This is a genomic window from Spirosoma jeollabukense, from assembly GCF_054777855.1.
Map to the genome: position 1 here is coordinate 993307 of NZ_BAAHAD010000002.1, position 25597 is coordinate 1018903.

Annotated in this window: 23 protein-coding genes; 12 read left to right on the plus strand and 11 right to left on the minus strand. The window is 48.3% G+C overall.

Annotation, left to right across the window (positions count from 1 at the left end):
• Positions 1-170 precede the first annotated feature (170 nt).
• Positions 171-872, minus strand: coding sequence for an NUDIX hydrolase (locus ACYVEA_RS12495; protein WP_461113755.1), 702 nt, complete (start codon positions 870-872; stop codon positions 171-173).
• A 224-nt stretch (positions 873-1096) separates the two neighbouring features.
• Here ACYVEA_RS12495 and ACYVEA_RS12500 point away from each other — a divergent pair, with 224 nt between their 5' ends.
• Both ACYVEA_RS12500 and ACYVEA_RS12505 read left to right on the plus strand, forming a co-directional pair.
• Positions 1097-2350, plus strand: coding sequence for a putative DNA modification/repair radical SAM protein (locus ACYVEA_RS12500; RefSeq protein ID WP_461113756.1), 1254 nt, complete (start codon positions 1097-1099; stop codon positions 2348-2350).
• Positions 2350-3132, plus strand: coding sequence for a TIGR03915 family putative DNA repair protein (locus tag ACYVEA_RS12505; protein WP_461113757.1), 783 nt, complete (start codon positions 2350-2352; stop codon positions 3130-3132). Before ACYVEA_RS12500 ends, ACYVEA_RS12505 begins: the two co-directional genes overlap by 1 nt.
• 72 nt (positions 3133-3204) lie before the next feature.
• Here ACYVEA_RS12505 and ACYVEA_RS12510 read toward each other — a convergent pair whose 3' ends face one another.
• From ACYVEA_RS12510 to ACYVEA_RS12530, 5 genes are all read right to left on the minus strand, one after another.
• Positions 3205-3930: a TMEM175 family protein gene (locus tag ACYVEA_RS12510; protein WP_461113758.1), complete on the minus strand. Its 726-nt coding sequence runs from the start codon at positions 3928-3930 to the stop codon at positions 3205-3207.
• 57 nt (positions 3931-3987) lie between these two features.
• Complete coding sequence (gene trpS, locus ACYVEA_RS12515) at positions 3988-4965, minus strand: tryptophan--tRNA ligase (RefSeq protein WP_461113759.1); 978 nt, start codon at positions 4963-4965, stop codon at positions 3988-3990.
• Positions 4966-5076: 111 nt separating this feature from the next.
• Entirely contained in the window at positions 5077-7344 is a 2268-nt protein-coding gene (locus ACYVEA_RS12520) for an NADP-dependent malic enzyme (RefSeq protein WP_461113760.1), read from the minus strand.
• A 76-nt stretch (positions 7345-7420) separates the two neighbouring features.
• Positions 7421-8443: a hypothetical protein gene (locus tag ACYVEA_RS12525; RefSeq protein ID WP_461113761.1), complete on the minus strand. Its 1023-nt coding sequence runs from the start codon at positions 8441-8443 to the stop codon at positions 7421-7423.
• A gap of 40 nt (positions 8444-8483) precedes the next feature.
• Positions 8484-8900, minus strand: a complete 417-nt coding sequence (locus ACYVEA_RS12530) for a hotdog fold thioesterase (RefSeq protein ID WP_461113762.1) — start codon at positions 8898-8900, stop codon at positions 8484-8486.
• 167 nt (positions 8901-9067) lie between these two features.
• Between ACYVEA_RS12530 and ACYVEA_RS12535 the strand changes: the two genes are divergently transcribed.
• The 6 genes from ACYVEA_RS12535 to ACYVEA_RS12560 all read left to right on the plus strand — a co-directional run bounded on the left by ACYVEA_RS12535 (position 9068) and on the right by ACYVEA_RS12560 (position 14643).
• Positions 9068-9706 (plus strand): histidine phosphatase family protein, encoded by a 639-nt coding sequence (locus ACYVEA_RS12535; protein WP_461113763.1) that lies wholly within the window; start codon positions 9068-9070, stop codon positions 9704-9706.
• Positions 9707-9839: 133 nt separating this feature from the next.
• Positions 9840-10958: a sensor histidine kinase gene (locus tag ACYVEA_RS12540; RefSeq protein WP_461113764.1), complete on the plus strand. Its 1119-nt coding sequence runs from the start codon at positions 9840-9842 to the stop codon at positions 10956-10958.
• A gap of 105 nt (positions 10959-11063) precedes the next feature.
• On the plus strand, positions 11064-11798 hold the full coding sequence (locus ACYVEA_RS12545) for a LytR/AlgR family response regulator transcription factor (protein ID WP_461113765.1): 735 nt from the start codon (positions 11064-11066) through the stop codon (positions 11796-11798).
• Positions 11799-11901: 103 nt separating this feature from the next.
• Entirely contained in the window at positions 11902-12699 is a 798-nt protein-coding gene (locus ACYVEA_RS12550) for a DUF3298 and DUF4163 domain-containing protein (protein WP_461113766.1), read from the plus strand.
• Between the two features lie 121 nt (positions 12700-12820).
• A complete protein-coding gene (locus ACYVEA_RS12555; RefSeq protein WP_461113767.1) occupies positions 12821-14359 on the plus strand; it encodes a hypothetical protein in 1539 nt (512 codons plus the stop codon).
• Positions 14356-14643 carry a hypothetical protein gene (locus tag ACYVEA_RS12560; RefSeq protein WP_461113768.1) on the plus strand — a complete coding sequence of 96 codons (288 nt, stop codon included), beginning with the start codon at positions 14356-14358 and terminating at the stop codon, positions 14641-14643. Before ACYVEA_RS12555 ends, ACYVEA_RS12560 begins: the two co-directional genes overlap by 4 nt.
• A gap of 7 nt (positions 14644-14650) precedes the next feature.
• On the opposite strand, the gene ACYVEA_RS12565 is transcribed toward ACYVEA_RS12560, so the two are convergent.
• On the minus strand, positions 14651-15133 hold the full coding sequence (locus tag ACYVEA_RS12565) for a group II truncated hemoglobin (protein ID WP_461113769.1): 483 nt from the start codon (positions 15131-15133) through the stop codon (positions 14651-14653).
• Positions 15134-15293: 160 nt separating this feature from the next.
• Positions 15294-16448, minus strand: coding sequence for an alanine dehydrogenase (gene ald, locus ACYVEA_RS12570; RefSeq protein ID WP_461113770.1), 1155 nt, complete (start codon positions 16446-16448; stop codon positions 15294-15296).
• A gap of 177 nt (positions 16449-16625) precedes the next feature.
• Between ald and ACYVEA_RS12575 the strand changes: the two genes are divergently transcribed.
• The 4 genes from ACYVEA_RS12575 to ACYVEA_RS12590 all read left to right on the plus strand — a co-directional run bounded on the left by ACYVEA_RS12575 (position 16626) and on the right by ACYVEA_RS12590 (position 20477).
• A complete protein-coding gene (locus tag ACYVEA_RS12575; RefSeq protein WP_461113771.1) occupies positions 16626-17090 on the plus strand; it encodes an Lrp/AsnC family transcriptional regulator in 465 nt (154 codons plus the stop codon).
• A 250-nt stretch (positions 17091-17340) separates the two neighbouring features.
• Positions 17341-18309 (plus strand): Kelch repeat-containing protein, encoded by a 969-nt coding sequence (locus ACYVEA_RS12580; RefSeq protein WP_461113772.1) that lies wholly within the window; start codon positions 17341-17343, stop codon positions 18307-18309.
• Positions 18310-18401: 92 nt separating this feature from the next.
• On the plus strand, positions 18402-19304 hold the full coding sequence (locus tag ACYVEA_RS12585; protein ID WP_461113773.1) for a 3-keto-disaccharide hydrolase: 903 nt from the start codon (positions 18402-18404) through the stop codon (positions 19302-19304).
• 15 nt (positions 19305-19319) lie between these two features.
• Positions 19320-20477, plus strand: a complete 1158-nt coding sequence (locus tag ACYVEA_RS12590) for a DUF1624 domain-containing protein (RefSeq protein ID WP_461113774.1) — start codon at positions 19320-19322, stop codon at positions 20475-20477.
• 126 nt (positions 20478-20603) lie between these two features.
• On the opposite strand, the gene ACYVEA_RS12595 is transcribed toward ACYVEA_RS12590, so the two are convergent.
• The 3 genes from ACYVEA_RS12595 to ACYVEA_RS12605 form a co-directional block, all read right to left on the minus strand.
• The gene (locus ACYVEA_RS12595) at positions 20604-22196 is read right to left on the minus strand and encodes a collagen-binding domain-containing protein (protein ID WP_461113775.1); all 1593 of its coding nucleotides are present in this window, start codon (positions 22194-22196) and stop codon (positions 20604-20606) included.
• An 824-nt stretch (positions 22197-23020) separates the two neighbouring features.
• Complete coding sequence (locus tag ACYVEA_RS12600; protein ID WP_461113776.1) at positions 23021-24793, minus strand: ABC transporter ATP-binding protein; 1773 nt, start codon at positions 24791-24793, stop codon at positions 23021-23023.
• 172 nt (positions 24794-24965) lie between these two features.
• Positions 24966-25550 carry a Uma2 family endonuclease gene (locus tag ACYVEA_RS12605; RefSeq protein ID WP_461113777.1) on the minus strand — a complete coding sequence of 195 codons (585 nt, stop codon included), beginning with the start codon at positions 25548-25550 and terminating at the stop codon, positions 24966-24968.
• Between the last annotated feature and the right edge of the window lie 47 nt (positions 25551-25597).

Genomic DNA, 25597 nt, shown 5'->3' on the forward strand with positions numbered 1-25597 from the left:
ATATCTGATGAAAGTTCAGCGTTACGTAGAAAGTGATTCTTTTTAGGATAGTGTCTTATTGACACAATATTACAGCGCCATTGTGTTATTTCCATGAGAAATAGTAATAATTTTTTTAATCTATAAGATTTTCAGGATCTTATGGGTTTTCAGTGTTGATTTTCAATTGATTAAGCCAGTGTCAGTTCAGGGAAAAAGCTGACATAGTCCGTAAGATACTGTTGATACTTTTCGGTGTTCAGGCGATATAGCTGTCCTTTCTTTGTAACGGAGTTGGTATCCTTTTCACCCGTGCCAATTAATAAGTCGGTCGATAAAATTTTTCGGCTGAAGTTTCGGCGGTCCAGGGGTGTTTTAAAAATGGCTTCATACACCTTTTGAAGCTGCGGAATTGTAAATTTTTCGGGCATCAGCTCAAATCCTATCGCGTGAAGGGCCGCTTTATAGCGTAACCGATGCATGGCTTGCTCAACCATGGCGTTGTGATCGAAAATCAGACTGGGTTTGTTGCTCAGATTAATCCACGAGGCATTGTGGGAGCGGATGGCGTTCACATCCTGATCCTGAATATTGACCAGCGCATAATAAACCACTGAAATAGTACGTTCGACGGGGTCGCGACTTATGGCACCAAACGTTTGTAGTTGTTCGAGGTACGTATTGGTCATCCCGGTCAAGTCAAACAGGATTCGTTGGGCGGCAGCCTCCAGGTCTTCGTTGTCGTTTAGAAACCCACCCATTAATGACCACTTGCCAAATTCCGGCTCGAAGTTGCGCTTGATGAGCAGCAATTTGATCTCCTCCCCGTCGAAACCGAAGATAATACAGTCGAGGGCGACGAGGATTCGACTAGGGTGTGTATAATGAATCATAGAGCAAAGTGTAAAAGACTCGATAAACGTGAATGGTGTTTGGTAGACACAGTTGCAATGAAATATAGTTAACTCTTGAAGTACTTCTAACTAATTTTTTTACTATATAAAAAGAAAAACATAAACTGTTTTAGTTGTATGTTAGTGGCGAAATAAAGTCTAGGTTTGAACCTTGTCTTAAAGGACAATACTAAATGTTCTAGTAAATAAGCTAATTGAATAGGATGGAAGACCGATTAAGGGAGAAGCTAAGGATTCTGGCCGATGCTGCCAAATATGACGTATCCTGTTCATCGAGTGGAAGCAATCGAAAAAACGATGGAAAAGGACTTGGCGACACGGGTTCCGGAATTTGTCATAGCTATACGGAAGACGGTCGCTGTGTGTCGTTGCTGAAAATATTGCTCACGAACTACTGCATCTACGATTGTGCGTTCTGCGTCTCGCGCTCCAGTAATGATATCAAACGGGCGGCCTTCACCGTGGAGGAGGTTGTGGCGCTGACCATGAATTTTTACCGCAGGAACTACATTGAGGGGCTGTTTCTCAGTTCGGGGATTTTCAAGGATGCCGACTATACAATGGAGCGGATGCTGCGTATCGTGAAGAAACTGCGGCTGGAAGAAAACTTTCATGGGTACATCCACCTGAAGACGATTCCGGGTGCCAGTGAGGAGATGGTGACGGAAGCCGGTTTATACGCCGACCGGATGAGTATCAATCTGGAAATGCCAACCGAGACAGGACTCAAGCTACTGGCTCCCGATAAATCGCATGCGGAGGTGCAGCGGGAACTGGGCATAATCCGGGCGAAGTCTATTCAGTTTGCCGATGAACGGAAACTTATCAAAAGCACACCCCGGTTTGTTCCGGCCGGGCAAAGCACACAACTGGTTATTGGTGCGACGGCGGAAACTGACCAGGAAATTATGCAAACGGCGGATCAGTATTACAAAGCGTTTACGCTGAAACGGGTGTACTATAGCGGGTACATTCCCATCAGTACCGACGCCCGAATGCCTGCCATCGGTACAGCCCCACCGTTAATCCGGGAAAACCGGCTGTATCAGACAGACTGGCTGATGCGTTTTTATGGCTTCGAGGTAGCGGAAATTCTGAACGAGACGCATCCGCATCTCGATCTCGACATTGACCCCAAGTTGAGTTGGGCGCTACGGAATGTACATCTGTTTCCGGTTGATGTCAATACGGCCGACTATCGGCTAATTGTACGTGTACCCGGTATCGGTATCGGTTCGGCGCAGAAAATAGTGGCCGCCCGGCGGTTTGGCAAACTGCGTATCGATCAGCTGAAAAAGATTGGTATAGCGTATAACAAGGCTCAGCATTTTATTCGCTGTGTCGATACGCCATTTCGGCTTAATGAGAATGATCCTGAGACGATTAAACGGATTATTTTACGAAGCAGTCAGAGCAAATATCGTATGAACCAGCACCAGCAATTGAGTTTATTCTGATGGTTGTCTACACCTTCGATGGCAGTTTTCATGGTCTGTTAACCGCTATTTTTGACTCCTTTGTGCGGAAACAGAGCGTGGTAAGATTGACGGAAGGAAAACGGTTTGAACCCGCTTTTTTTAGTACGTCAGTACGTATCGTCACCGATCCTGGTAAAGCAAAACGCGTATGGCTGGGCCTTAAAAAGAAACTGGTCGGGGAGGAACAACAGCGTTTTTATAAAGCCTTTCTATCCGAAGATCCTGCCGTTTACCAGCATCTGTTCAATTTTGCGCAATACGTTTTTTGTCATCCCGGTGGCTATTCCGAAAATTACGGGAACGCGGATGTGCTGGCTATGACGCAGGCTGCCCAGAAAGTGCATCGGGAAAAGCATCGGATGGAAGCGTTCGTGCGCTTCAAAAAACACCAGAACGGTCTGTTTATGGCCACCGTAAATCCTGATTTCAACGTACTGCCCCTGATTTGCCAACATTTCAGTAACCGATACGCCGATCAGCCCTGGATCATTTACGATGAACGACGGGCTTACGGGATTTACTATGATGGAAACACTGTTTGCGAAGTTGTGCTGTCCAGTAAACCAAAGGAATACACCAGGCATGACGGTCTGGAAATTGGGCTGGATGGCTGCGAACAGCTTTACGCTACGTTATGGGGCGATTATTTTCGAAGTACCAACATTGTCGAGCGTAAAAATACAAGACTTCATCTACAGCATGTGCCCAAGCGGTACTGGCGCTATCTCACAGAAAAACTTGACGATCTGGGGCTGGTCTAAGTGAAATTGCTCTATGAAATGCTGGCAAATCCAGTCATAAAGACGTACCGATTGTTACTTTTAATTATTCACTTACTTGTTTCGGCTTTTGGGGCCTTTGTTAGTGGCGCCGGGTCGTTTTAAATCGGATCGCTGATCTCTCGTTCCGTAAACTAGTCGGGCTATAACAATGAGTGGCAGTTTAGTGAAAAGGGAGATGAAGGCAACCGCCGGACTTATAAACGACAGGACTAAGGCTACCAGCGCATTGATCATATCCAGATTACAAAATAACCGGTATTGAGAAATCATAGAGTCGGTTATGGTATTCTGTTTTAAGAACTCGTACCGATTAGGCTTTTGCTCAGAGAACCAGCTCGTATCAGACGCATAATCCCAGATAAGATTCTGGAAGGAGGCAATGAGCAGTATATTCAGACTGTAAAGAAAAATGGCGGGCGTGTCGAAAAAATAGGAACTGACCAGCGACGTAGAGAACGGGAGTAGCACAATAAAAAAAAGCCAGATAATATTATACCATAGCAATCGCTCATCAATTTTTTTGATATAGGCGAAGAAAGCGTGGTGCGTTTTCCAGAAATTAGCGATGTTAATAAACGATAACAGAAAAGCAGAAAACACTTTCCATTCTCCCCATATATTCGAAAAACTTAAATGACCGCTTGGAATAGGCTCAATTTTTATGTCCAACGCCAGTAGTGTTATGGCAATCGCTACAACCGCGTCACTGAAGAAAACCAGGCGCTCCAGTTGCAGATTTTTGTTGTCAGCCCTCTCTCGTTCATCTTCTGCTAACACGGCTCTTGCGTTTTGTCAACACTTAGGATAAAATCTATGTAAAGACTCATTCGGCACTTAGCTAAACCCCAGCTTCTCCCGTACCCGTGCAATGGTTTTCCCGGCCACGATCCGGGCTTTTTTCTCGCCCGCCTGAAGCTCGGCTTCCAGGGCGTCGTGGTGCGTCATGTAATAATTGAAGCGTTCCCGTTCGGTGGCAAATTGCTCGATTATAAGTTCGTAGAAGGCTTTCTTTGCCATCCCATAGCCATAATTACCACCTTCGTAAAGGCCACGCATCGTGGCGATCTGCTCGTCTGATGCCAGTAGTGAATATAACTGAAACGTAATGTCGGTGTCAGGATTCTTCGGTTCTTCGAGTGGTGTGGAGTCCGATTTGATTTTTTTGATCACTTTCCATAGCTCATTTTCGGGCAAAAAAATGTCGATGTAGTTGTTGTAGGACTTGCTCATTTTGGCACCGTCAATGCCGGGAATCGTCATCAGTCGATCGTCGATTCGTGGTTCTGGAAGCACAAATACCTCATCGGCATACTGATGGTTGAACGTACTGGCAATGTCGCGTGTCATTTCGATATGCTGCCGCTGGTCCTTCCCAACGGGAATAATTTCGGCGTCGTAGAGAAGAATATCGGCTGCCTGCAAGACTGGATAGACGAATAAGCCCGCGTTCACGGCAGAAGCTGACCGATCGGATTTTTCTTTAAACGAGGTCGCATTGTTGAGCATCGCAAAGGGCGTAAAGCAACTCAGGTGCCAGGCTAATTCCGTGTGCTCAGCCACCCGCGACTGCCGCCAGAATGTGTTTTTCTCCGTATCTAATCCAAACGCCAGCCACGTAGCGGCCACGGCTCGGGTAAATTCCTGACGCATCGGCCCGTCCTTTATGGTGGTTAGCGAATGTAGATCAGCAATGAATAGAAACGACTCATTGTCGGGTTGTTTCGATAACTCGATAGCGGGCTTAATAGCCCCCAGAATATTACCCAAATGCGGCCGTCCGCTGCTTTGGATACCAGTTAAGATTCGTGACATTTTTTTGAATGATAAATCGGGGCCGCCCGTGCGGATGAATGATGAACGATGAATGATGCCTGCGCCAGACAAACCTTGCGCCAATATCATTCATCATTCAAAATTTATAATTCATTTTCCTTGTGCTTCAACGACCGCAATGGCCACCATATTGACAATTTCGCGCTCGGAAGAGCCTAATTGAAGTACATAAACCGGTTTACGAATACCAAGCAGGATCGGGCCGATGGTGTCGAAACCGGCGGCTTCGCTCATTAAGTTATAGGCAATGTTAGCCGCCGATAAGTTTGGGAAAATGAGCGTATTCGCCCCTTCACCAACTAACGTACTGAACGGGTGATTCTGCTGAAGCAATTCGGTATTAAAGGCTAAGTGAGCCTGAATCTCGCCATCTACCACCATATCAGGATGCTTTCGTTGCAGAATCTCGACGGCGCGGTTCATTTTCTCCGCATCCTCGCCCTTCGCACTGCCAAAGTTTGAATAGGTTACCAGGGCGATACGTGGCTTGATGTTGAATCGCTCCACCGTTTGAGCCGTCAACTCCGTTATCTCGACAATCTCTTCGGCGGTGGGGTTAAAATTTACCGTCGTATCGGAGAAAAAGAGAGGGCCGCGTTTGGTCAGGAGAATGTACATCCCGGCTACTTTCTGCACGCCCGGTTCCTTGCCAATAACTTGCAAGGCTGGCCGAATGGTGTCCGGATAACTACGTGTCAAGCCGGAAATGAGCGCGTCGGCTTCGCCCGTTTCGACCATCATAGCGCCGAAATAATTGCGGATGTTCATCAACTTTCGGGATTCAGTAGCGTTGACACCCTTGCGTTTACGCTTCTGGAAATACAGATCGCCGAACCGTTGAATCAGCGGTTCCTGCTCGGGGGACCGTGGATCAATGATCGGAATTTGCCCCAGATCGAGGCCACTTTCCTGAATGATCTGCTGAATTTTAGCCGTCTCTCCCAATAGAATTGGATGGGCAATGCCTTCATCCCGAACCTGTTGGGCCGCTTTCAAAACTTTCAAATTCTCGGCATCAGCAAAGACGACACGTTTCGGATTCGCTTTGGCTTTGGTCAGAATGACACGCGAAATCTGATTGTCATGGCCCAGCCGTCGGGCGAGTTGATGCTCGTAGGCCTCCCAGTCGGTAATGGGTAACCGCGCAACACCCGACTCCATAGCCGCCTTCGCTACGGCTGGCGCTACAGTCGATAACAGGCGCGGGTCAACTGGTTTGGGCAATATATATGTACGCCCAAAAATCATGTTCGATTCGCCATACGCCAGGTTGACCAGATCGGGAACGGATTTTTTTGCCAGATCCGCCAATGCATACGTAGCGGCTAATTTCATGGCTTCATTGATTTCCGTAGCCCGCACGTCCAGCGCTCCCCGGAAAATGTACGGAAAACCCAGTACGTTATTGACCTGATTCGGATAGTCTGAGCGACCCGTTGCCATAATAATGTCGGGCCGGGCAGCCATCGCATCGTCATAGCTTATTTCAGGCACCGGATTGGCCATAGCGAAGACAATGGCGTTCTCCGCCATAGAACGTATGTTGTCCTGACTAACGATATTGCCCTTCGAAAGGCCCACGAATATGTCGGCTCCCGCAAAAGCATCGGCCAGGGAACGAATATCCCGCGACGTGGCAAATGGCCGCATAATCTCGCTCAGGTCGGTGCGGTCGGCACGTAGCGGTCCATTGACGTCGAACATGACAATGTTTTCGACCTTAGCGCCCAATGCTACGTATTGACGGGTGCAGGAAATAGCCGCGGCTCCGGCGCCAAGAATAACAAACTGAGCGGTTTCGATTTTTTTGCCAACCAGTTCGAGGGCGTTGAGCAAAGCGGCTCCACTCACGATGGCCGTGCCGTGCTGGTCGTCGTGCATGACCGGGATGTTCATGTCGCGTTTAAGCCGCTCTTCAATCTCGAAACATTCCGGCGCTTTGATGTCTTCCAGATTGACCCCGCCGAACGTCGGTTCCATAATCTTGACCGTACGCACAAACTCGTCTATGTTCTTGGTATTCAATTCAATATCGAATACGTCGATGTCGGCATAAATTTTAAAGAGTAATCCTTTACCTTCCATAACGGGCTTGCTGGCCGCCGGACCAATATCGCCCAGGCCTAAAACGGCCGTCCCATTACTGATAACGGCGACAAGATTGCCTTTGGCTGTGTACTTAAAGGCATCGTCGGGATTGGCTTCGATGGCCAGACAAGGCTCTGCGACGCCCGGCGAATAGGCTAATGAGAGGTCGCGCTGGGTGCTGTACTCTTTGGTCGGAATGACTTCGAGTTTCCCCGGACGCCCTTTGGCATGGTAATCAAGGGCATCTTCGCGCCGGATTTTCTGATTCATACTACGGTTGTTGATGCGTTTTCTGTCTCAACGTTTGGGAGCGCGAAGGTACGGAAAAAGTTAGCGGGGTAACGTATCAATCCACCCGGAGAACTTTATGCTGATCGACATACACCCATCCCGTCCAGCAAAGGAGCAGAAAAAAACTTAGCAGCATAGTGCGCTGAAGCGGGTTTGTGTGGGTTGGTTCATGGACAGGTTTGGCCGTTTGAATATGAACGCTGCCCCGCTGACTCAACCCAAAAACCGGAATCTGTTTGTAATTGTCGTATTTATCACCAACGGTAAGCGGCTCGATTTTTATCAGTTTTTTGCGGTAGTCACTTTCCCGAATGCGTAACTCAATAGGTCGTCCGGTGGCAATAGCCCATTTTAAGGTATCTAAACGGATGGCGTAATCCCGGCGCGAAACATAGAACGAAAAGGTCGGGTAAGAACGTAGTGACAATGTTACACCTTTAAGCATGCCTTTTGGCCTATCGTCATGAACGCTGGTAATCTGATCGGTGAAAGCAATAAGTTTAGCTGGAGAAGCCGGATTATGCGCCAGGTAGCCGAATGCAATGTTTGCGATAATGAATAGAGCTAACCCGCTAATCTTCCACCGGATCCTGTTTCGTTCAGGCAGCGTCATAACCTGCTGATAGGTGATGGACTGACCATGCTGACAAAGGCAGGCTTTTAGTAATTCGTATTCTTCAAACTCATTTGATTTGATACTAATATAATCATTCGGCAGGTAAACAGTTAATACGTTAAACGTACCTCCTCTACCGACTTTCAGCCGTTCGTTGTAGGCCAGAATAGCTTTGTAATCAAACTGTTTCGATGTTTGTCCCAGTTTCCTGACTATGAAATGATTGGCTGCCAACTCAATACGGGTCGTTTGCCGCCAGCACTCGGCCAAAAGCGGCACCCAGATAAAGCCAAATGCCGCACAGAAGATCGGTGCGACATTTAGATCAGGATATTCCTGACCGCTGGTGGCGATCATGATGGGTATAAAAATCGTTGACGTGAAAAGCAGCAACAGCATCAGCCATTGAAGGCGTAGCGCTTTATGGCTAACCTTGAAAATTCGTTCATATTGACTGACCATCGGACAAGTCGTTTTCGTAAAGGTAGCGCTTCACTTTGCCCTATCCTCCAATAATGGCAATGGTTAACCGGCTTATACACACCAGCTTGCCTTGCCCGTCGGTGATACATATGTCCCAGACATGCGTGGTGCGGCCCGTATGAATAGGCGTACAGCGACCATAGACCCATCCGTCACGTACTGACCGAATGTGGTTCGCGTTGATTTCCAGACCAACGGCCTGTTGTTTGGCAGGGTCGTCCAGGAGCATCCACGAGGCTACACTGCCCAGTGATTCGGCCAACACAACGGATGCCCCGCCGTGTAGAATCCCGAATGGCTGGTGGGTTCGGCCATCCACCGGCATTCGGGCGATTAGATAGCCTTCGCCGGCTTCGGTGAACTCAATACCCAGGTGTTTAACAATAGAATCGGTGTGGGCAAAGTCAAGGTTACTCAGATCAAAGCCAGCTTTCATACTATATTAAATTGAAAAGGTTATAAATACGAAAATCATCGCTCAAGTTTCGTATTAACATTGATAATGGACTAGGAAACATGATGCGTTGTGACGGATAAATGCAGCGTTTTTGTGTAATTTTGCGGGTCAATTTTGGAAAAATTTGCCATTCGACACCAGTACGCTTGACACAAAAAATAATTTATCTGATTCGCCACGGCGAAACTGACTACAACCGACGGGGCGTGGTCCAGGGAAGTGGCGTCGATTCTGACCTCAACGATATGGGACGCGCGCAGGCAATGGCCTTCTTTCAGGCCTATCAGCATGTGCCCTTTGACAAGATTTATATCTCCGGTCTGAAACGTACTTACCAAACGGCCGAGCCCTTTATCGAATTGGGGCTGCCCTACGAAAAACTGACCGGCCTGAATGAAATTAGCTGGGGTGTAATGGAAGGGAAAGCCCCCGGCAATCTAGACAATGAATACTACAGCAGTCTGGTTAAAGCCTGGTCCTCAGGTGACACCAGCGTGACGACAGAAGGGGGCGAAAGTCCCGATCAGGTTGTTGTTCGCCAGAAAGTAGCCATTGATACGATTCTGTCGCATCCCGACGAAGAGCTTATTTTAGTGGCGATGCATGGCCGGGCGATGCGTATTCTGCTTTGCTGGATTACCAATCAGCCGCTTTCAGAAATGGATCACTTTGAGCACAGTAATGTTTGTCTATACAAGCTTCAGTATGATTACGATTCAAAGACGTTCACCATCGAACTGTCTAATGATACGTCGCATTTGCTGTCGCTGGCCATGATGCACTGATTCATTACCAGTCAACGGGTTGGGTTAACCAATAATCCAGACATTTCCCCGCTGATAACGGATAGCTGGGTAGTGTGTTTAGGTTACTGTATATTCGCTCATTGTCCGGTATCAGGGGCGCGATGAAATGGATATGTCAAAGCAGAAAATATATTGGTTTTGTCAGTTTTTCGGCTGGTCGCTCCTCATTATGGTGGAGTATGTGGCCTACGTACTGGAATCTGATTCTGGCTTTGATCCCGACGCGTTATATTTAGCCGTTGCCAACATTTTTCTTGGCATTACCCTTACCCATCTCTATCGGCTCATGCTCCGGCGGTGGAACTGGGTTCGGCTGCCTTTTTTTCGACTGGCACCGCGTGTGTTGCTGTCCATTTGTGTGCTGTCCCTGATCATGACAATGGTTAACATCCCTGTTGACCGAAAATTGTTCCCTCAATATTTCTCTCAAGAACCGTGGATCATAATCGGCTATCTGATAAGCTGGGGTAAAAGTATGCTCACCTGGGTGCTCAGTTATACAACCTATCACTACGTGGAGGAGAACCGAAATGCCGAAATTGAGAAGATTTTGCTCAAGTCAAGCATTCGCGAAACGGAAGCTAAGGTATTACGGTCGCAATTGAATCCTCACTTCGTATTCAACGCGTTGAACAGCATTCGGGCGCTGGTGTACGAAAACCCAACCAAAGCACAGCAGGGTATTACGCAACTCTCTAACCTGTTGCGTAACTCACTTTTGGCCGACCGGCGTAAAACGGTTGAACTCCGTGAAGAAATTAAAACCGTTGAGGATTATCTGGCACTGGAAAAAGTTCGTTACGAAGAACGCTTAGAGTCACATATCGATCTTGATGGGCGGACCTTGTTCTGGCAGGTGCCGCCGATGATGTTGCAAACGCTGGTCGAAAATGCGATCAAACACGGGGTATCAACGGCGGTTGGTGGCGGGTTTGTGGAGGTTCGATCTACGATCGTAATGGATAAATTGCATATCATTATTCGAAATACGGGGGTGTTGGGTGACAAAGAAGCGTCGGGTGGGTTTGGGTTAGCCAATACGGCTCAACGGCTCGAACTCCTTTACGGCCCCGAAGCACAATTTCATATTTTTCAGGAAGACAGTCGTGATCAAACCGATCGACCCGGTGTATTGCACAACGGTGGACCAGTCGTTTGTGCTGAGATAACGATTCCTGCCCAATCGGAAGGGATGTTCCGAAAATCAGTCAGCCAGTCAGTAATTCAGTAAGTTGGTGTGCGATTGACACGCCTAAATTTCCTTCTATTAGCTACTGACTCACGTATTGATTAACTGATAACCACTTGCCGACTGCCTAACACATTACTAATTAATATGAAAACCCTTATCATTGACGATGAACGGTTAGCCCGCAACGAACTGCGTCGGCTGCTCGAAAACTTTCCTAAAATCCAGATCATAGGCGAAGCCGCTAACGCCGACGAGGCCCTGCCCATGATCGATGAGCTGGAGCCGGATCTGCTGTTTCTGGATATTCAGATGCCGGGTAAAAACGGCTTTGAGTTATTGCAGTCTATCGAAGGTAAAACCCCTGAAGTTATTTTTACAACGGCTTTTGATGAGTATGCCATCAAGGCTTTTGAGTTCAATGCCCTCGATTACCTGCTCAAACCTGTCGAACTGGCCCGTTTATCCGAAGCTATTCATCGGGTAGAAGAGGAGCAGCACGTACCTGAATCCTCGGGCGTATCGCCGGGGATATCGACAAAAATGCTGGGCGAAAATGACCAGGTATTTGTAAAAGATGGCGAGAAGTGCTGGTTTGTCAAACTAGGGAAAGTTCGGTTATTCGAGTCGATGGGTAACTACGTCCGGCTTTATTTTGATGACCAGAAGCCACTCGTTCTCAAGTCGCTGAATGCGCTGGAGGATCGACTTAATCCCGCTACGTTCTTCCGGGCCAATCGCAAGCACATCATCAATTTGCAGTGGATTGAAAAAATTGAACCCTGGTTTAGCGGGGGTTTACTGGTTACGCTTCGGGGGGGCGATAAAATTGAAATTAGCCGCCGACAGGCAATTCGGTTTAAAGATTTGTTAAGTTTGTAGTAAGTCAGAGTGAGCGTTGCAGTAGTAACGCTCACTCTGCTTAATGAATACAATCTTTCTGAAGCAACTAATCCGACTACCAAACGGCGGTTGCTTGCTCTGTATGAAGTATCTTCTTGTAGCTATATTTTTCAGTTCTATCGGTATTTTTTCGTCTTGTTCGTCAACATATTCTGGGCCACCCACTTTAGATCATCAGCAATATACATTTTCCGGTTCTGCCCACTGCGACACAACCCGTAACACAGGTGTTGACGTATCGGTATCGTATATTTTGTTGAAGGATGATTCGGAAGGAGCACGAAAAATCAACGATAGCCTGCGGTTACTGGCGGCTGGTAGCGTGGTCGGCTGGCTGGACAGTGCAACTGTAGGTCGAAATCCTGAAGCCCGCACCAACCTGGTCAAAGCCGCTACGTTATTTGCCTCCGATTATGAAGCCATGCGGAAAGATATTGGTGGCCTGGGTGGTTGCTGGGAGCTGAAAACCAGTGCCGATACCGTTCACGCCAGCTCAAAAGCGCTAACCGTCAAGTTCGATACGTATGCCTACACGGGCGGAGCGCATCCAAATTCCAGCCTGTCGTTTTACACATTTGATCGGGAGACAGGGGCAATGTTAACGCTATCCGACATGATTTCCGATACGACGGCCTTGCTGGGTCTGGTTGAAAAAACGTTTCGCAAACAACAGAAGCTGCCTCCAAAAGCGAATCTTGAAGAACAGGGATACTTCTTGCGGGATGGCCAATTTTTTCTCCCGGCCAACGTGGGCCTGAGTCGAGACGGATTGATTTTCTACTACAACCCCTACGAAATTGCGGCTTATGCCGTCGGACCCATTCAGGTGACGGTTCCCTATAACCAGCTTGGGGGGATTCTGGAGAAGGATTGGTTGTAGTCGGTTGGACCCAGTTCAACCGAAATTGATCGGTCGGAACCCCTTGCCCGCCGTTATTTCCGTATGTTTGCCCCTTTCAAGGAGCCTGTCGTTTCCTGACGATGGGTCGTTTGCTTGCTGTATGAGAACAAAGTGGATTGTACCGGTTGCTGCCAGCAGTCTGATTATACTCCTGTTTTTCGGGTTTAAAGTAATTCGCTTTCAAGGCTTGTATTACTCCTTCAACGACATGTACATCTTCCTGCAGGCTTCCTGTAGCTGGATGAACGGACGACCGTTGCTGTACGAGAATATCTGGGGGTACGACGACCGGATTCACAACAATTACGCGATGTTGCTCTGGGGGCCGCTGATCTATGTAAGCGGAGCCTATGGCGCATTTGCTGTTCAAACGATTCTGTCGCTCCTGAGTTATGGACTGCTGCTACGTAGCCTTAGCAGGAGAATGGCCAGTTGGGTCGTCTGGCTCGTTCTGTTGGTGTTGCTGGTAGGCCCTGTCTGGTTCTGGTTCAATGACCATCCTGGCATTGGGTGGCATCCTGAGTTGACCTATTTCCCGCTTTCGATTCTGTTCATGCTGGCGCTATTTACGTATCAACGGGGCTGGTTTCTGCTAACGGCGGCCCTCATTGTCCTTGTTAAGGAAGATGGTGCGTTGCTGGCCGGCGCGATTCATCTGGGATTTTTGAGCATACACTACCTGGCTGCTGATCGGAAGCGAAACATTTTTGGTATGCTGACCCAGCCCCGATTCTGGATTGTGCTGGCTGGCTGGGCGGCAGTTTTCATTGCGGGCATGGCTTTTCTGTCTTATAAAAACCACGCGATTGAACCAGAACCCCGGTTGCAACAGGCGCTTACAGCTATACGTAACGGGTTGCATAGCCGGGACTTTATTCGCAAAAATGCTACGTTGCTATTCCAGACATGGCTGCTGCTTCTGCCTTCCATAAGCATCTTGCTGTATGGCTTGTATCGGGTTGGCTGGCGACAGGCGGGGAGTGTTCTGCTCGTATATGGGGTAGCGCAACTGGCGTTGCTACTCTCCAACTGGGTGCAGGGCGCCACTTATTATGGCACAAACGCGCTATTTGATCTGGTGTCATTAACGTGGCCACCTCGTTTTGTGCTGGTCTACGCCTTCTCGGTAACGTATACCCTGATTGTCTGGATCTGGTTCAACGCTGGCGAGCGACCAATAGCCAGTTGGAAACCCATATTAATAGGGCTGGTGCTGATCCTCATGCAACTACCCATTGTTCAGTATGCCCGCCCTGATGTTCGCTGGGTTTCCCTGTTGCGCAACGTAGTAAGGCATCGTTTCGACCCTCTAAAAGAACCTTTACTACCGGCGTCGGATGTGGCTGTGATTCAGAACCTGGCCCAGATAATTCCGGCGCACTCCAACGTGTTTGTATTCGATTTTCTAATCCCGATATTTCATAAACATTACAACATCTGGCCGACGGACAACCAGTGGGAAAATGCCGACCTGGCTATTATTCCCAAACGGGACTTTCAGAAACTGGGGGCACGCTTGCCGAGGGTCATGAAAAAACCATACCGATCTATACCTTTGGCCGCTTACACTATTTTCGTCACGCCAGCCTACGAATCCTACGTAAATGCTTCCTTATCAAGTAAACCCGTACTGAAATGACACTGGAACAATTCAACGCGTCTCTCACGCAATCTCAGCCACCATCTGATGTTCACCCCGTTGCTCAGGGGCTTTGGTATGATGCCAAAGGCGATTGGGAACAGGCGCACAACATTGCACAAAGTCACGAAGGTGAGCAGTCGTACGATCGACTACATGCCTACCTGCACCGAAAGGAAGGCGATCGGTTCAATGCTAATTATTGGTATCGTCGGGCAAAAGCTACGTTCTTCGACGGGTCGCTGGAGGAGGAATGGAGGGAATTGGTACAGCAGAATTTATAGCTACAGATCAGGGAACGTAAGGGCCACCGGTTTCACCCCATCCCCATTTAGGCATGGGCGCGTCCACGGCCTCGCCGATCGTGTCGGTATTGGAGTTGATCACGGCCAGTCGAGAGCCCCATTCCAGATAACCCACCAGCGCTGAGCGAAACTCAGGGTCATCAGGTACACCAACCTCATCGGCCGCTTCCTGAATTAAATTAACCCAGCGACGGCGCTGGACTTCGGTCAGGTTCTTCCCCAAGTGATGGTGAATCATTTCATAATGACTGCCTTCGCTGGTGCTGTAGGTGGCTGGCCCACGAAATACTTCGGCAATGAAATGGGCGACATGCCGGGCATGCTCCGGCGACATGCCCCGAAAAACTGGTTCCAGGATGGGGTCTTCATTAACGCGCTGATAAAACAAACGAGTCCAGGCTTCAAATTTCTCCATGCCCCCCGCCCACTCATACAAGGTCGGCACTGTGGTGTTTGATTGCGTTTCCATCGGATCAACTGGTTGATTTTTCGATTAAGATAAAACGATTTAGCCAAAAAAAAGCCACACTCCGAAGAATGTGGCCTACGTCTGTCGATGAATAGGTAATGTTGATCGAGAAAGCGAAATTTTCTAACTCACTTTCCCACTAATAATAGAAAGCCGATGCCTAAGCGTACATATCACCCCGTTGGTACGGAGTGTCTTCTTCAATTAAAACATCATTCACATCTGTAAGAGGCAATCCAAAAGCGTCAGCAACGCCTTTATAGACAATCTTGCCTTCCACTACGTTCAGGCCAAGTTTGAGGTCCATATTGTCGCGGCACGCCTGTTGCCAGCCTTTGTTGGCTAATTGCAGAGCGTAGGGCAACGTAGCGTTGGTTAGCGCAACAGTGCTGGTGTAAGGCACAGCGCCCGGCATATTGGCAACGCAGTAATGCACAACTTCATCAATAATAAAGGTTGGATTCTCGTGGGTCGTCGGGCGGCAGGTTTCGATGCAACCACCCTGGTCAACGGCTACGTCGACCAATACCGTACCGGGACGCATCTGCTTCAGCATCTCCCGCGTAATGAGGTGAGGAGCTTTGGCGCCCGGAATCAAGACCGCACCCACGATCAGATCGCATACCTTGATCATCTCCCGAATGTTGTATTCGTTCGACATCATCGTCTGCACGTTCGGTGGCATAATGTCCGACAGATAGCGCAAACGGGGCAGGCTCACGTCCATAATCGTTACGTGTGCACCGAGTCCGGCAGCCATCTTAGCGGCCTGTGTACCAACGATGCCACCGCCCAGGATAAGTACGTTGGCTGGTTTTACACCCGGTACACCACCCAGCAGAATACCCCGGCCCTTCAATGGTTTCTCCAGGTATTTGGCGCCTTCCTGAATCGCCATCCTGCCTGCTACTTCCGACATAGGAACCAGCAACGGCAGGCTACGATCAGGACGCTCAACTGTTTCGTAGGCCAGACAAACGGCCCCTTTTGCCAGCATTGCCTGCGTCAGTTCTTCTGACGAAGCAAAGTGGAAATACGTAAACAGCAGTTGATTTTCTTTGATCAGGTCGTATTCAGCCGCGATGGGCTCTTTAACCTTCATAATCATCTCGGCAATGCCGTAAATGTCTTCGATGGTTGGCAGCATGATGGCACCAGCCTCGATATACCCTTCGTCCTCAAATCCACTATCTTCACCTGCATTGACCTGCACGTAAACGGTGTGGCCATATTTGCGAAGCTCCGTCACACCGGCGGGGGTTAGCGCCACCCGGTTTTCATTATTTTTAATCTCTTTGGGAACGCCAATGACCATAACGTCTGAGTGGATTGGGTTGGGTTTGATTAACTACTATACAAAGGTAAAATTGCTATGACTATTTTCTAACATACGCTCTTATTTTGGGATATATGAATACTTTTTTCTTTCTTTAAAGGATATTGTCCTGCACGTCACCCAAATAAGTACTGTCATTTCGTAAAAAATGCCGCTATGGAAATTTTGGATAAAATAGATCGTAAAATTCTGAGCTTATTGCAGGTCGATGCAAGACTCACAATTCAGGAGATTGGCCAGCGGATTAACTTATCGAAAACACCCGTTCACGAACGTATCAAGCGGCTCGAACGCGCTGGTGTCATTGACCGCTACGTGACCATTTTAGACAAAAAAAAGCTGGGAAGTCTTCTCATGATCTACTGCCAGGTGACGCTTGACCGGCAGACCCGGGACGCCTTCGCCGATTATGAAGCGGCCGTACGGGAACTGCCCGATGTGCTGGAGTGCAATCGGGTATCGGGTACGTTCGATTACCTGATTAAGATTGTTAGCCGCGATATGGAAACCTACAATCATTTTTATCAGGAGCAACTGTCAGTCATTCCGGGGACGTTGCACATCAGCAGCTTTTTTGTAATGGCTGAGGTAAAAAACTCAACGGTTGTTCAGTTGGAGTAATTGGATTTTTGAGCTAAATGGGGACAGAAACACTTGCCTATTTGGGTTGTAGACAGCTTATCCAGTAAAATGGAACCTGAAATAGTCATAGGCAGTCTGTATAAACCCGAAGGGCTTCACTATCGATGATTAGGTTTACTCAGTGGGATAGTCTGGTCCTTTTTGAAGGAATGAATACTATTTTAAAGTAGTATCGTAAGAAATTTAACTTGTTAAAAAACGACTATTTATTCCCTGCAACCTCTTTGTTATGACGTTACGATTTGTACTCGGTTTTGGCCTGATTAGCAGCACGGCCCTGACGGTTCAGGCGCAAAGCTGGCAACCCGTTACAACGCAAAATGCTTGCTCATCCCGGCACGAAAATGCTGCTACGTTAATTGGTGATAGTTTATATGCCGTTGGCGGACGGGGTATGAAACCCCTGGAAGCGCTTAATCTGAAAACGCTGGTATGGCAAACGCACCCTGCTCCACCCGTTGAAATGAATCACTTTCAGGCCATTACCTACGGTGGTGAACTGTATGCCATCTGTGCGTTTGAGGGAAAATACCCACACGAGACGCCTATCCCGAATATTTACATTTATAATCCTAAACAGGGGAAATGGCGGGTAGGGCCGGAGATTCCGAAAGAGCGGCTTCGGGGATCGGCAGGCGTTGTGGTGTATAAAGACAAAATTTACGTAGCCTGCGGGATCACCGACGGTCATTATGATGGGCACGTGGCCTGGTTGGACGAGTATGATCCGAAAACCAATACCTGGAAAAAACTGCCCGATGCGCCCCGCACCCGCGACCATATCAGTGCGGCCGTTGTCGATGATAAATTGTATCTGGCGGGTGGCCGCAACTCGACGGCCCGGATCAATAAAGTGCTGGAAACGACTATTGCAGAGGTGGATGTGTACGATTTCAAAACGGGCCGCTGGACAACACTGCCCGCTACGTCCAACATCCCGACTCAGCGGGCTGGAGCCACGGCGGTAACGCAGGGCGGAAAAGTCTGGATCATGGGTGGTGAAACGGTGCAACTGCTGTCGCACAACGAAGCCGAAGCACTCGACCCAAAAACAAATCGCTGGACGGCTGGCCCGAAAATGAACCAGGGACGACACGGTACGCAGGCGGTTGTTTACATGGGTCAAATCTACATCGTTGCCGGATCAGCCAATCATGGTGGAGGGCCAGAGCTGAATACGGTAGAGGTGATGAAATAATGAATACTCTCTCGTCGGGTTAAAATCCGGCGCAATGCATCAAATTTTATCACTTGCACCGGGTTAAAACCCGGCTGGATATTGAACCCATTATGAAAAAGATAAGCTACATACTTCTTGCCCTACTACTTTCTGCTACGGCTATAGTCGCCCAAAAAGGGCCTGATCAGCCGGAGTGGGTTCCCATTTTTAATGGGAAAGACCTCAGCGGCTGGGACATAAAAATTGCCGGTCAACCGCTGAATGACAACTACAAAAACACCTTTCGCGTCGAAGATGGCATGATGCGGGTAATGTATGACCAGTATAAAACCTTCGATGGTAAATACGGACATATCTATTATAACAAGCCTTTTTCCTACTACAAGGTGCGGGTAACGTATCGGTTTGTCGGTGATCAGACGCCCGGTGGCGATAGCTGGAACGTGCGTAATAGCGGTATCATGCTTCACTCGCAGTCGGCGAAAAGTTTATCAATCGGGCAGACGTTTCCCGTATCACTCGAAATGCAGTTCCTGGGTGGGCTTGGTAAAGGACCCCGCTCGACGGGCAACTTATGCACACCCGGCACGCAGGTGTACATGAGTGGCAAACTCCGCCCCGAACACTGCACCGACTCCGACTCGAAAACCTACGATGGGGACCAATGGGTAACGGCCGAAGCCATCGTGCTGGGCGATTCGATTGTGCATCAGCTCATCAACGGCGACACCGTACTGACCTACGAGAAACCGGAAGTTGGGGGCGGCTTCGTCAGTCAGGATCATGACTGGAGTGCGGGGCACTTTAGCCCTGAAGCGGCCAAATACTGGAATGATCGGGCCAATACGTCGTTGAAGGAAGGATACATTGCGCTTCAGGCCGAAAGCCATCCCATTGATTTCAAGCAGGTTGAAGTGCTTAATCTCAAAGGCTGCATGGACCCTAAAGCGCTGAATTATAAGTCTTACTACGTCAAATCGGACAATACGCAGTGTCAGTATAAGAAGAAATAAATTCCTGTTTGCTACATGAAGCGTGTAACGACCATTGATGTAACGCGTGGTTTGGTAATGGTGATTATGGCGCTGGACCATGTCCGTGACCTGCTGCATACGCCCGCACTAACCCAGAATCCCGCCGATTTAGCGACCACAACGCCCGAGATATTTCTGACCCGGTGGATTACGCATTTATGCGCCCCCACGTTCGTCTTTCTGTCGGGGACATCGGCGTATCTGTCACTCCGGAAACGAAATGACGTGTCGGCCCGGCGATTTTTGCTCAAACGTGGTCTCGTGCTCATTTTGCTCGAACTAACGATTGTCAACTTCGCATTCTGGTTCGATATTCACTTTCACTCCCTGATGTTACAGGTCATTTATGCGATTGGTGGCGGGTTAATCATCCTGTCGTTGCTGGCAAAATTACCCGTTAAATGGGTTGGAATTATCGGGCTGATCATCGTGTTTGGCCATAATATTCTGCAAATCGTCCGGCCTTTTACCGACCCAGCCGCTAGGCTGGTCTGGGCGCTACTTTTCCGCACCGAGTTTTTTCCCGTTAGCCCTTCATTTGCGTTACTGGCGGCTTATCCACTGATTCCCTGGTTGGGTATTATGCTGGTTGGCTACGCGTGCGGGCCGTTGATGGAGCGGCCTATGGAACAGCGAAAGCCCTTACTGCTACGTATTGGTTTGGGCTCGTTGGCTTTATTTATTCTGCTGCGTTTCCTGAACGTATATGGCGACCCCGCTCCTTGGAGTTCCCAAAAAGACGGCCTGTTTACGTTCCTGTCGTTTATCAACGTATCGAAATATCCGCCTTCGCTACTCTATGATTTGCTTCTGCTGGGTTGTATGTTCCTGATTCTGTTCGCTGCCGATGGGGCTAATAACGCTTTCACGCGCTGGCTGACAGTGTACGGAAAAGTGCCTATGTTTTATTACATTCTGCATTGGTATCTGGTCCATCTCTCGATGATTGGGATGAGCCTGCTTCAGGGTTATTCCCTGGCCGATATCCCTTCCGGTCCGTTGAATTTTGGTCGGCCCGCCGGGGCTGGCATTTCGCTTGGATGGGTCTACGTCGTCTGGATCAGCTTAGTGTTAGTGCTCTATCCACTGTGCAACTGGTATGGCCGCTACAAAGCATCTCATCCGGAGATTGGATGGTTGCGGTACGTGTGAGGGAATGCTGACTAAATCGCTCTTCCGTAAGATACAAAAAAAGCCCACCCAGCCGGGTGGACTTTTTCATCGCGTTGCTTCCAATTATCTTCCTGACGTATTGTGACTTGGGTACAAATAAGACGCTTACAGAATTACCAGACGCACCTGCTGATGCGTAATACCCCGTCTGGCCGTCAGCACGTAAACGCCTGCTGGTAAAGTCTGGTCTGGTCGCAGCGTCATAGTCCCATTCGATTCTGCCATTCCCTTGAACGGCACAAGTTGACCCTGCATGTTGGTCAGTCGCAGGTCAGCTACCGTCCAGGAACGTAGCTGGATGCGAAGGACCTGGTTCGTCGTTGGATTTTCCAGTAACTGCAATAGCGGCTCATCACTGTTGGGGGAAAAGGCTACTAGTTTAGAGTAATCAAAACTTCCATCCTTATCGACCATCCGTAAGCGGTAATAGGCTGTCTGGGCGGATGGAAGTTGGTCGGTGAACGAATAGCGCTGGCTTTGGCTCGTTTGTCCACCCGCCAATACACGGCCCAATGAACCAAACTCGATGGCGTCGCTACTGCGTTCTACGACAAAATAGTCACTATTATATTCCCAACTCGTTTCCCAGGCCAGGCGTACGGCCGATCCTTCTGGCGCGGCCGTAAACTTGACCAGACGCACCGGCATGGGGGCACACGAAGGAACGCTGGCGTTAAAGGGATAGTCATGCATTTCGCCACCAATATTGCTGAACGATTTGGCAATAAACTGCCCTTCAATATTTGACGACCCCATTTTGATTACATCGGCATTGGGCGCCAGCACACTACCCTCAATTTGTGCACCCTGGATGGTTAAGACCGTGGTGGACGGGAAGTTCCACAGGATGTAACGTAAGGCTGACTTATCGCCCGGCACATTAATGTTAGGTACACTCCAGCTGTAGGCCCCAACTGCCGCTACGTTAATCACTAAAATCTGGCTTGCCGATGGAGAGTTGTTAAGGATGAAATCCTGAACTTTACTCAGGTCCGAACCGGTTATGTTTAGCACATTCACGCCCGAGTGCAAATTGATCTTAATCTGATTCGGCAGATTCGTCGTTGGAATTTTCGTTCCATTTGAGTTAGTGACCTCTGTATTGCCAGTACACAACGCCAGGGTAGTTGAGTTGGTGCGCAGGCTGGAGAAAGCCGTCGAGAAGTTAATGCCGGTTGTGCCGCATACGGGATTGTTTGAGGCACTGACGGGGTTGGCAGGTGTCCAGTAGTTGGCTGCCGCTGACAACAAAATCGTAGGGCTTTGACCGTAGGGGGTAGACGTTTTGTTGATCCGGATAGGGGAAAATGTATTGTTGTTGTCTTTGTAATACGTGATTAATGGGTCCGGCGATGCGCAGTTGCCAATTTTCATGTAGGTGTTATTAAGGACCTGCAACCCACCATTGAGACTAACCCCCCCATTGACCACCAGCCCGATTGGAATATCACCAACTTTGTAGAGGGGTAAGGTTCTTGTCGAAGCGGCAATGCCGTAGCCACCATTTACGATCAGATTACCACCTACCGCTACTGAACCTTCTGTCTCACTACTATAGACAGTAAAATTTCCTTCTACAAATACATTAAAAACGCCGGCTGGCGTTAAAGGATTTTGTCCGTTTACTTTATCGGTAAACGCCGTACATAAGAATAATAAGACGAAAAGAAAACTCTTTGCACTAGTAAAAAATTTCATAAATGAGAATAAATAAATGAGTGGTGTGATTAATAAGTAGGGTTTTTTAAAAGGTGGTATAAATGTTTTATAAATTGCTTCTGCAAACAAATTTCGCCATACTTGTTTTTTGGAAATTTATTAAGCGAGGTATTTTTGTAACCGAATTTTAAAGCATATATTTTTTGTGTAAATGCTTGATATGTAATTTATTGCACTTTATTAAATCTGATAACTTGAATATATTTTACAATAGGATTTTCATTCTTAGTAATAAAATTACTGAGGATTTAGTAACAAAAATCATTTAATAACGATGGGTTAAATAAGTGGGGTTATTATTAATAGTTTATATAAATACTACGTTATACTGCTAAATAATTAACTCATTTTTTAATTATTTAGAATTAATAGAATGATATATTTCTTGTCGCTAAGGTTAGTAATTTGCAGATTGTTGTGAATTAGTGGAATGTAATTTATTTATGTTTACAGTATGTGGTAACTTAAATTAAAAAGTAACTGTATTTTTATTTTTAGGATAAATTAGGGTGTAGTCAGGAGAGGAGAGCAGGCTTTAGTGATAAAAAGTACAACCTGGGGTATGTTGATTAGCGCTTTCCTGAGTAGTATACTGGCAAGAGACTATATGTATATGTAACGGTATGCAGCAAGGCGTTAAAAAGAATCTACCTGATCGTTGATCCGTGATCTCAAACCAGGTAGACTTATGAAAACATATGTTACTTAGGTAATGGCAAGCAGAGTAAACCCGGCGATTCTAATTTCCCCAGCGATAGCCTGATGCGCGGACGTGGCAGCTATAAAAATCAGCGCTCTATAAATCAGGCGGGTACCAGCTCTTTACGTTCCCCGATTTGTTGACGCCACATAGCGTAATAAAGCCCTTTGCGCTCCAGTAATTCGGCATGGCGGCCCTGCTCCACTACGTGTCCCTGTTCCAGCACGAAAATCCGATCTGCGTGGAGGATCGTGCTCAGGCGGTGGGCGATCAGGATCGTAATGTGCCGACGGGAACCCGACAAATCACGTACCGTTCGACCAATTTCCTCTTCGGTTAACGAGTCCAATGCCGAGGTAGCTTCATCAAATACCAGCAGAGCCGGTTTGCGGAGCAGCGCGCGGGCAATGCTGAGCCGCTGCTTTTCACCACCAGACACTTTTACGCCACCTTCGCCAATGACTGTATCGAGTCCTTGCGGGGCGCGGGCTAGTAGTGAGTCAGCAGCGGCCTGATGCAGGGCGGTGAGGCATTCGGCATCAGTGGCGTTGGGCGCAACGAAGCGAAGGTTTTCGCGGATAGTTCCGGCAAAAAGCTGCGTATCCTGGGTCACAAAGCCGATTTGCTCCCTCAACTCGTCCAGGTTCACTTCGGAACCCGGAATGTCATTATATAAAATCTGGCCGCTCAGCGGTTTGTAGAGGCCTACCAGCAACTTTACCAGCGTAGTTTTTCCTGAACCGCTCGGACCGACAAATGCCACGGTTTCACCGACCTGTGCGTTGAACGAAATGCCATCGAGGGCCGGTTTTTCAGCCGTGAGGTGTTTGAAATGAACATCCTCAAAGGCCAGCGTCCTGAGCGCTTTGACGGGTTGTGGCAGCGCTGGTTGCACGTCGCGGGGTGTATCCAGAATTTGCTGGAAATTAGCCAGCGATGCTTCCGTTTCGCGATAGATATTTATGATGTTGCCTAGCTCCTGCAATGGCCCGAAAATGGCGAAGGAGTAGATGAACAACGAGAAAAACTCACCCACTGTAATTTCACCCCGTACCACCAGAAACAGCATAAGCAGCATGATGGCGTTACGGAGCAGGTTCACAAATGTGCCCTGAATAAAGGATAGCGACCGGATGTAGCGCACCTTTTTGAGTTCGAGCTTCAGGATTTTTTCCGTCGTTGCATTTAACCGTTCGGTTTCCTGCTGCGCCAGACCCAGGCTTTTGACCAGCTCGATGTTGCGCAGGCTTTCCGTCGTCGAACCCGCCAGTGCGGTAGTTTCGGCGACAATCGTTTTCTGAACCGTCTTGATTTTTTTGCTCAGCAGCGAACTCACGAATCCCAACAACGGAATGGTCAGGAAATAAGCCGGGGCGACGGGCCAGTACACCGTAGCGGCATACCACATCACAAAAATAATGCCCACCACTGACGTAAAGAGCACATTCACAAACGATTGAATCAGCTTCTCCACGTCGGCGCGAACCTTCTGCAACTTGCCCAGCGTCTCGCCCGATCGCTGGTCTTCAAATACCTGGTAGGGTAGTTCGAGCGAGTGACGGAGACCGTCTGTGTACAGTCGTGCCCCGAGCCGCTGGGTGATCACATTAACGTAGTAATCCTGAAAATTTTTGGCGATGCGACTCACCATGGCCACGCCCAGCGCCTGCAAAATCAGTAGACCCGCCCCGTTTTTCAGGAAGCCCCAGAAACCCAGCGGACGTAGTGTGCCACCCGGCTTAACAACGTACTGGTCAATGATTTTGCGGAAAATGTAGGGGTCGAGCAGCGAGAAAATCTGATTAATGGCTGCCAGAAAAAGCGCTAGAGCCAACAGGCCCCAATAGCGCCGTAAATAACTGTAAAGGAGTTGCATAGATTTGTTGGTGGTAAGGCAGCAGTCAATGCCTGGTGATAATTCGGACGTACTAACTGCCGGACTGCATCTCTCCCTGCAACAAAAAAAGTGGCGTTTTGAGTCAATTCAATCGCACAAAAAACGCCGGACCTGGTGGCTCGGCGATGATTGTGGACTAAATAAAGCTCTTTCATTTCTGAAATAACTCATCGACTGTCATTTCCAATTCGGCCAGAACAGGTGCCGCACTCAGTAAATCATTGTCGGTACAAATGGTTACAGTTTTGGGCGAAGTATACAGGTAAACTTCTTTGTATAAGGGATACACCCACCAGACAACCTGAACGCCAGCGACAAAATATTCATGCAATTTTATAATGCCTTTCTGTTCGCTGTCACTCTCCGATGCGGACTCAACGACGAAACCAGGAACCACGTCGGCACCGATAGCCATTTGTCGTAACTGGTCACTTGTAAAATAGGAAACGTCAGGTCGGCGCATTTGCACGTCTGTTAACCAGGAATCCATTTCAGGACGCAAACGATCTCCATGTTGAAAAGCTGATGTTTTGAAAAACTGATTTTCGAGGTTTGTTAAAAGATAGTTTTCATCTTGTCTCATGGATATGGTGGGCTCAAGGGTACCGTTGCTGTACTCATATACGTAGAAATCGTCCGGTTTCCAGCGCAGGAAATCGGCTTTCGTCATACGCTGTCCGGCGTGTTTCGGTATACCGTAAGAATAGGCGTTGATCTGGATTGTGGGCGTTTCCATCTTGTGCGCGTCTGTTTTCACCAAAGATAAACAAAAAAGCACCGGAC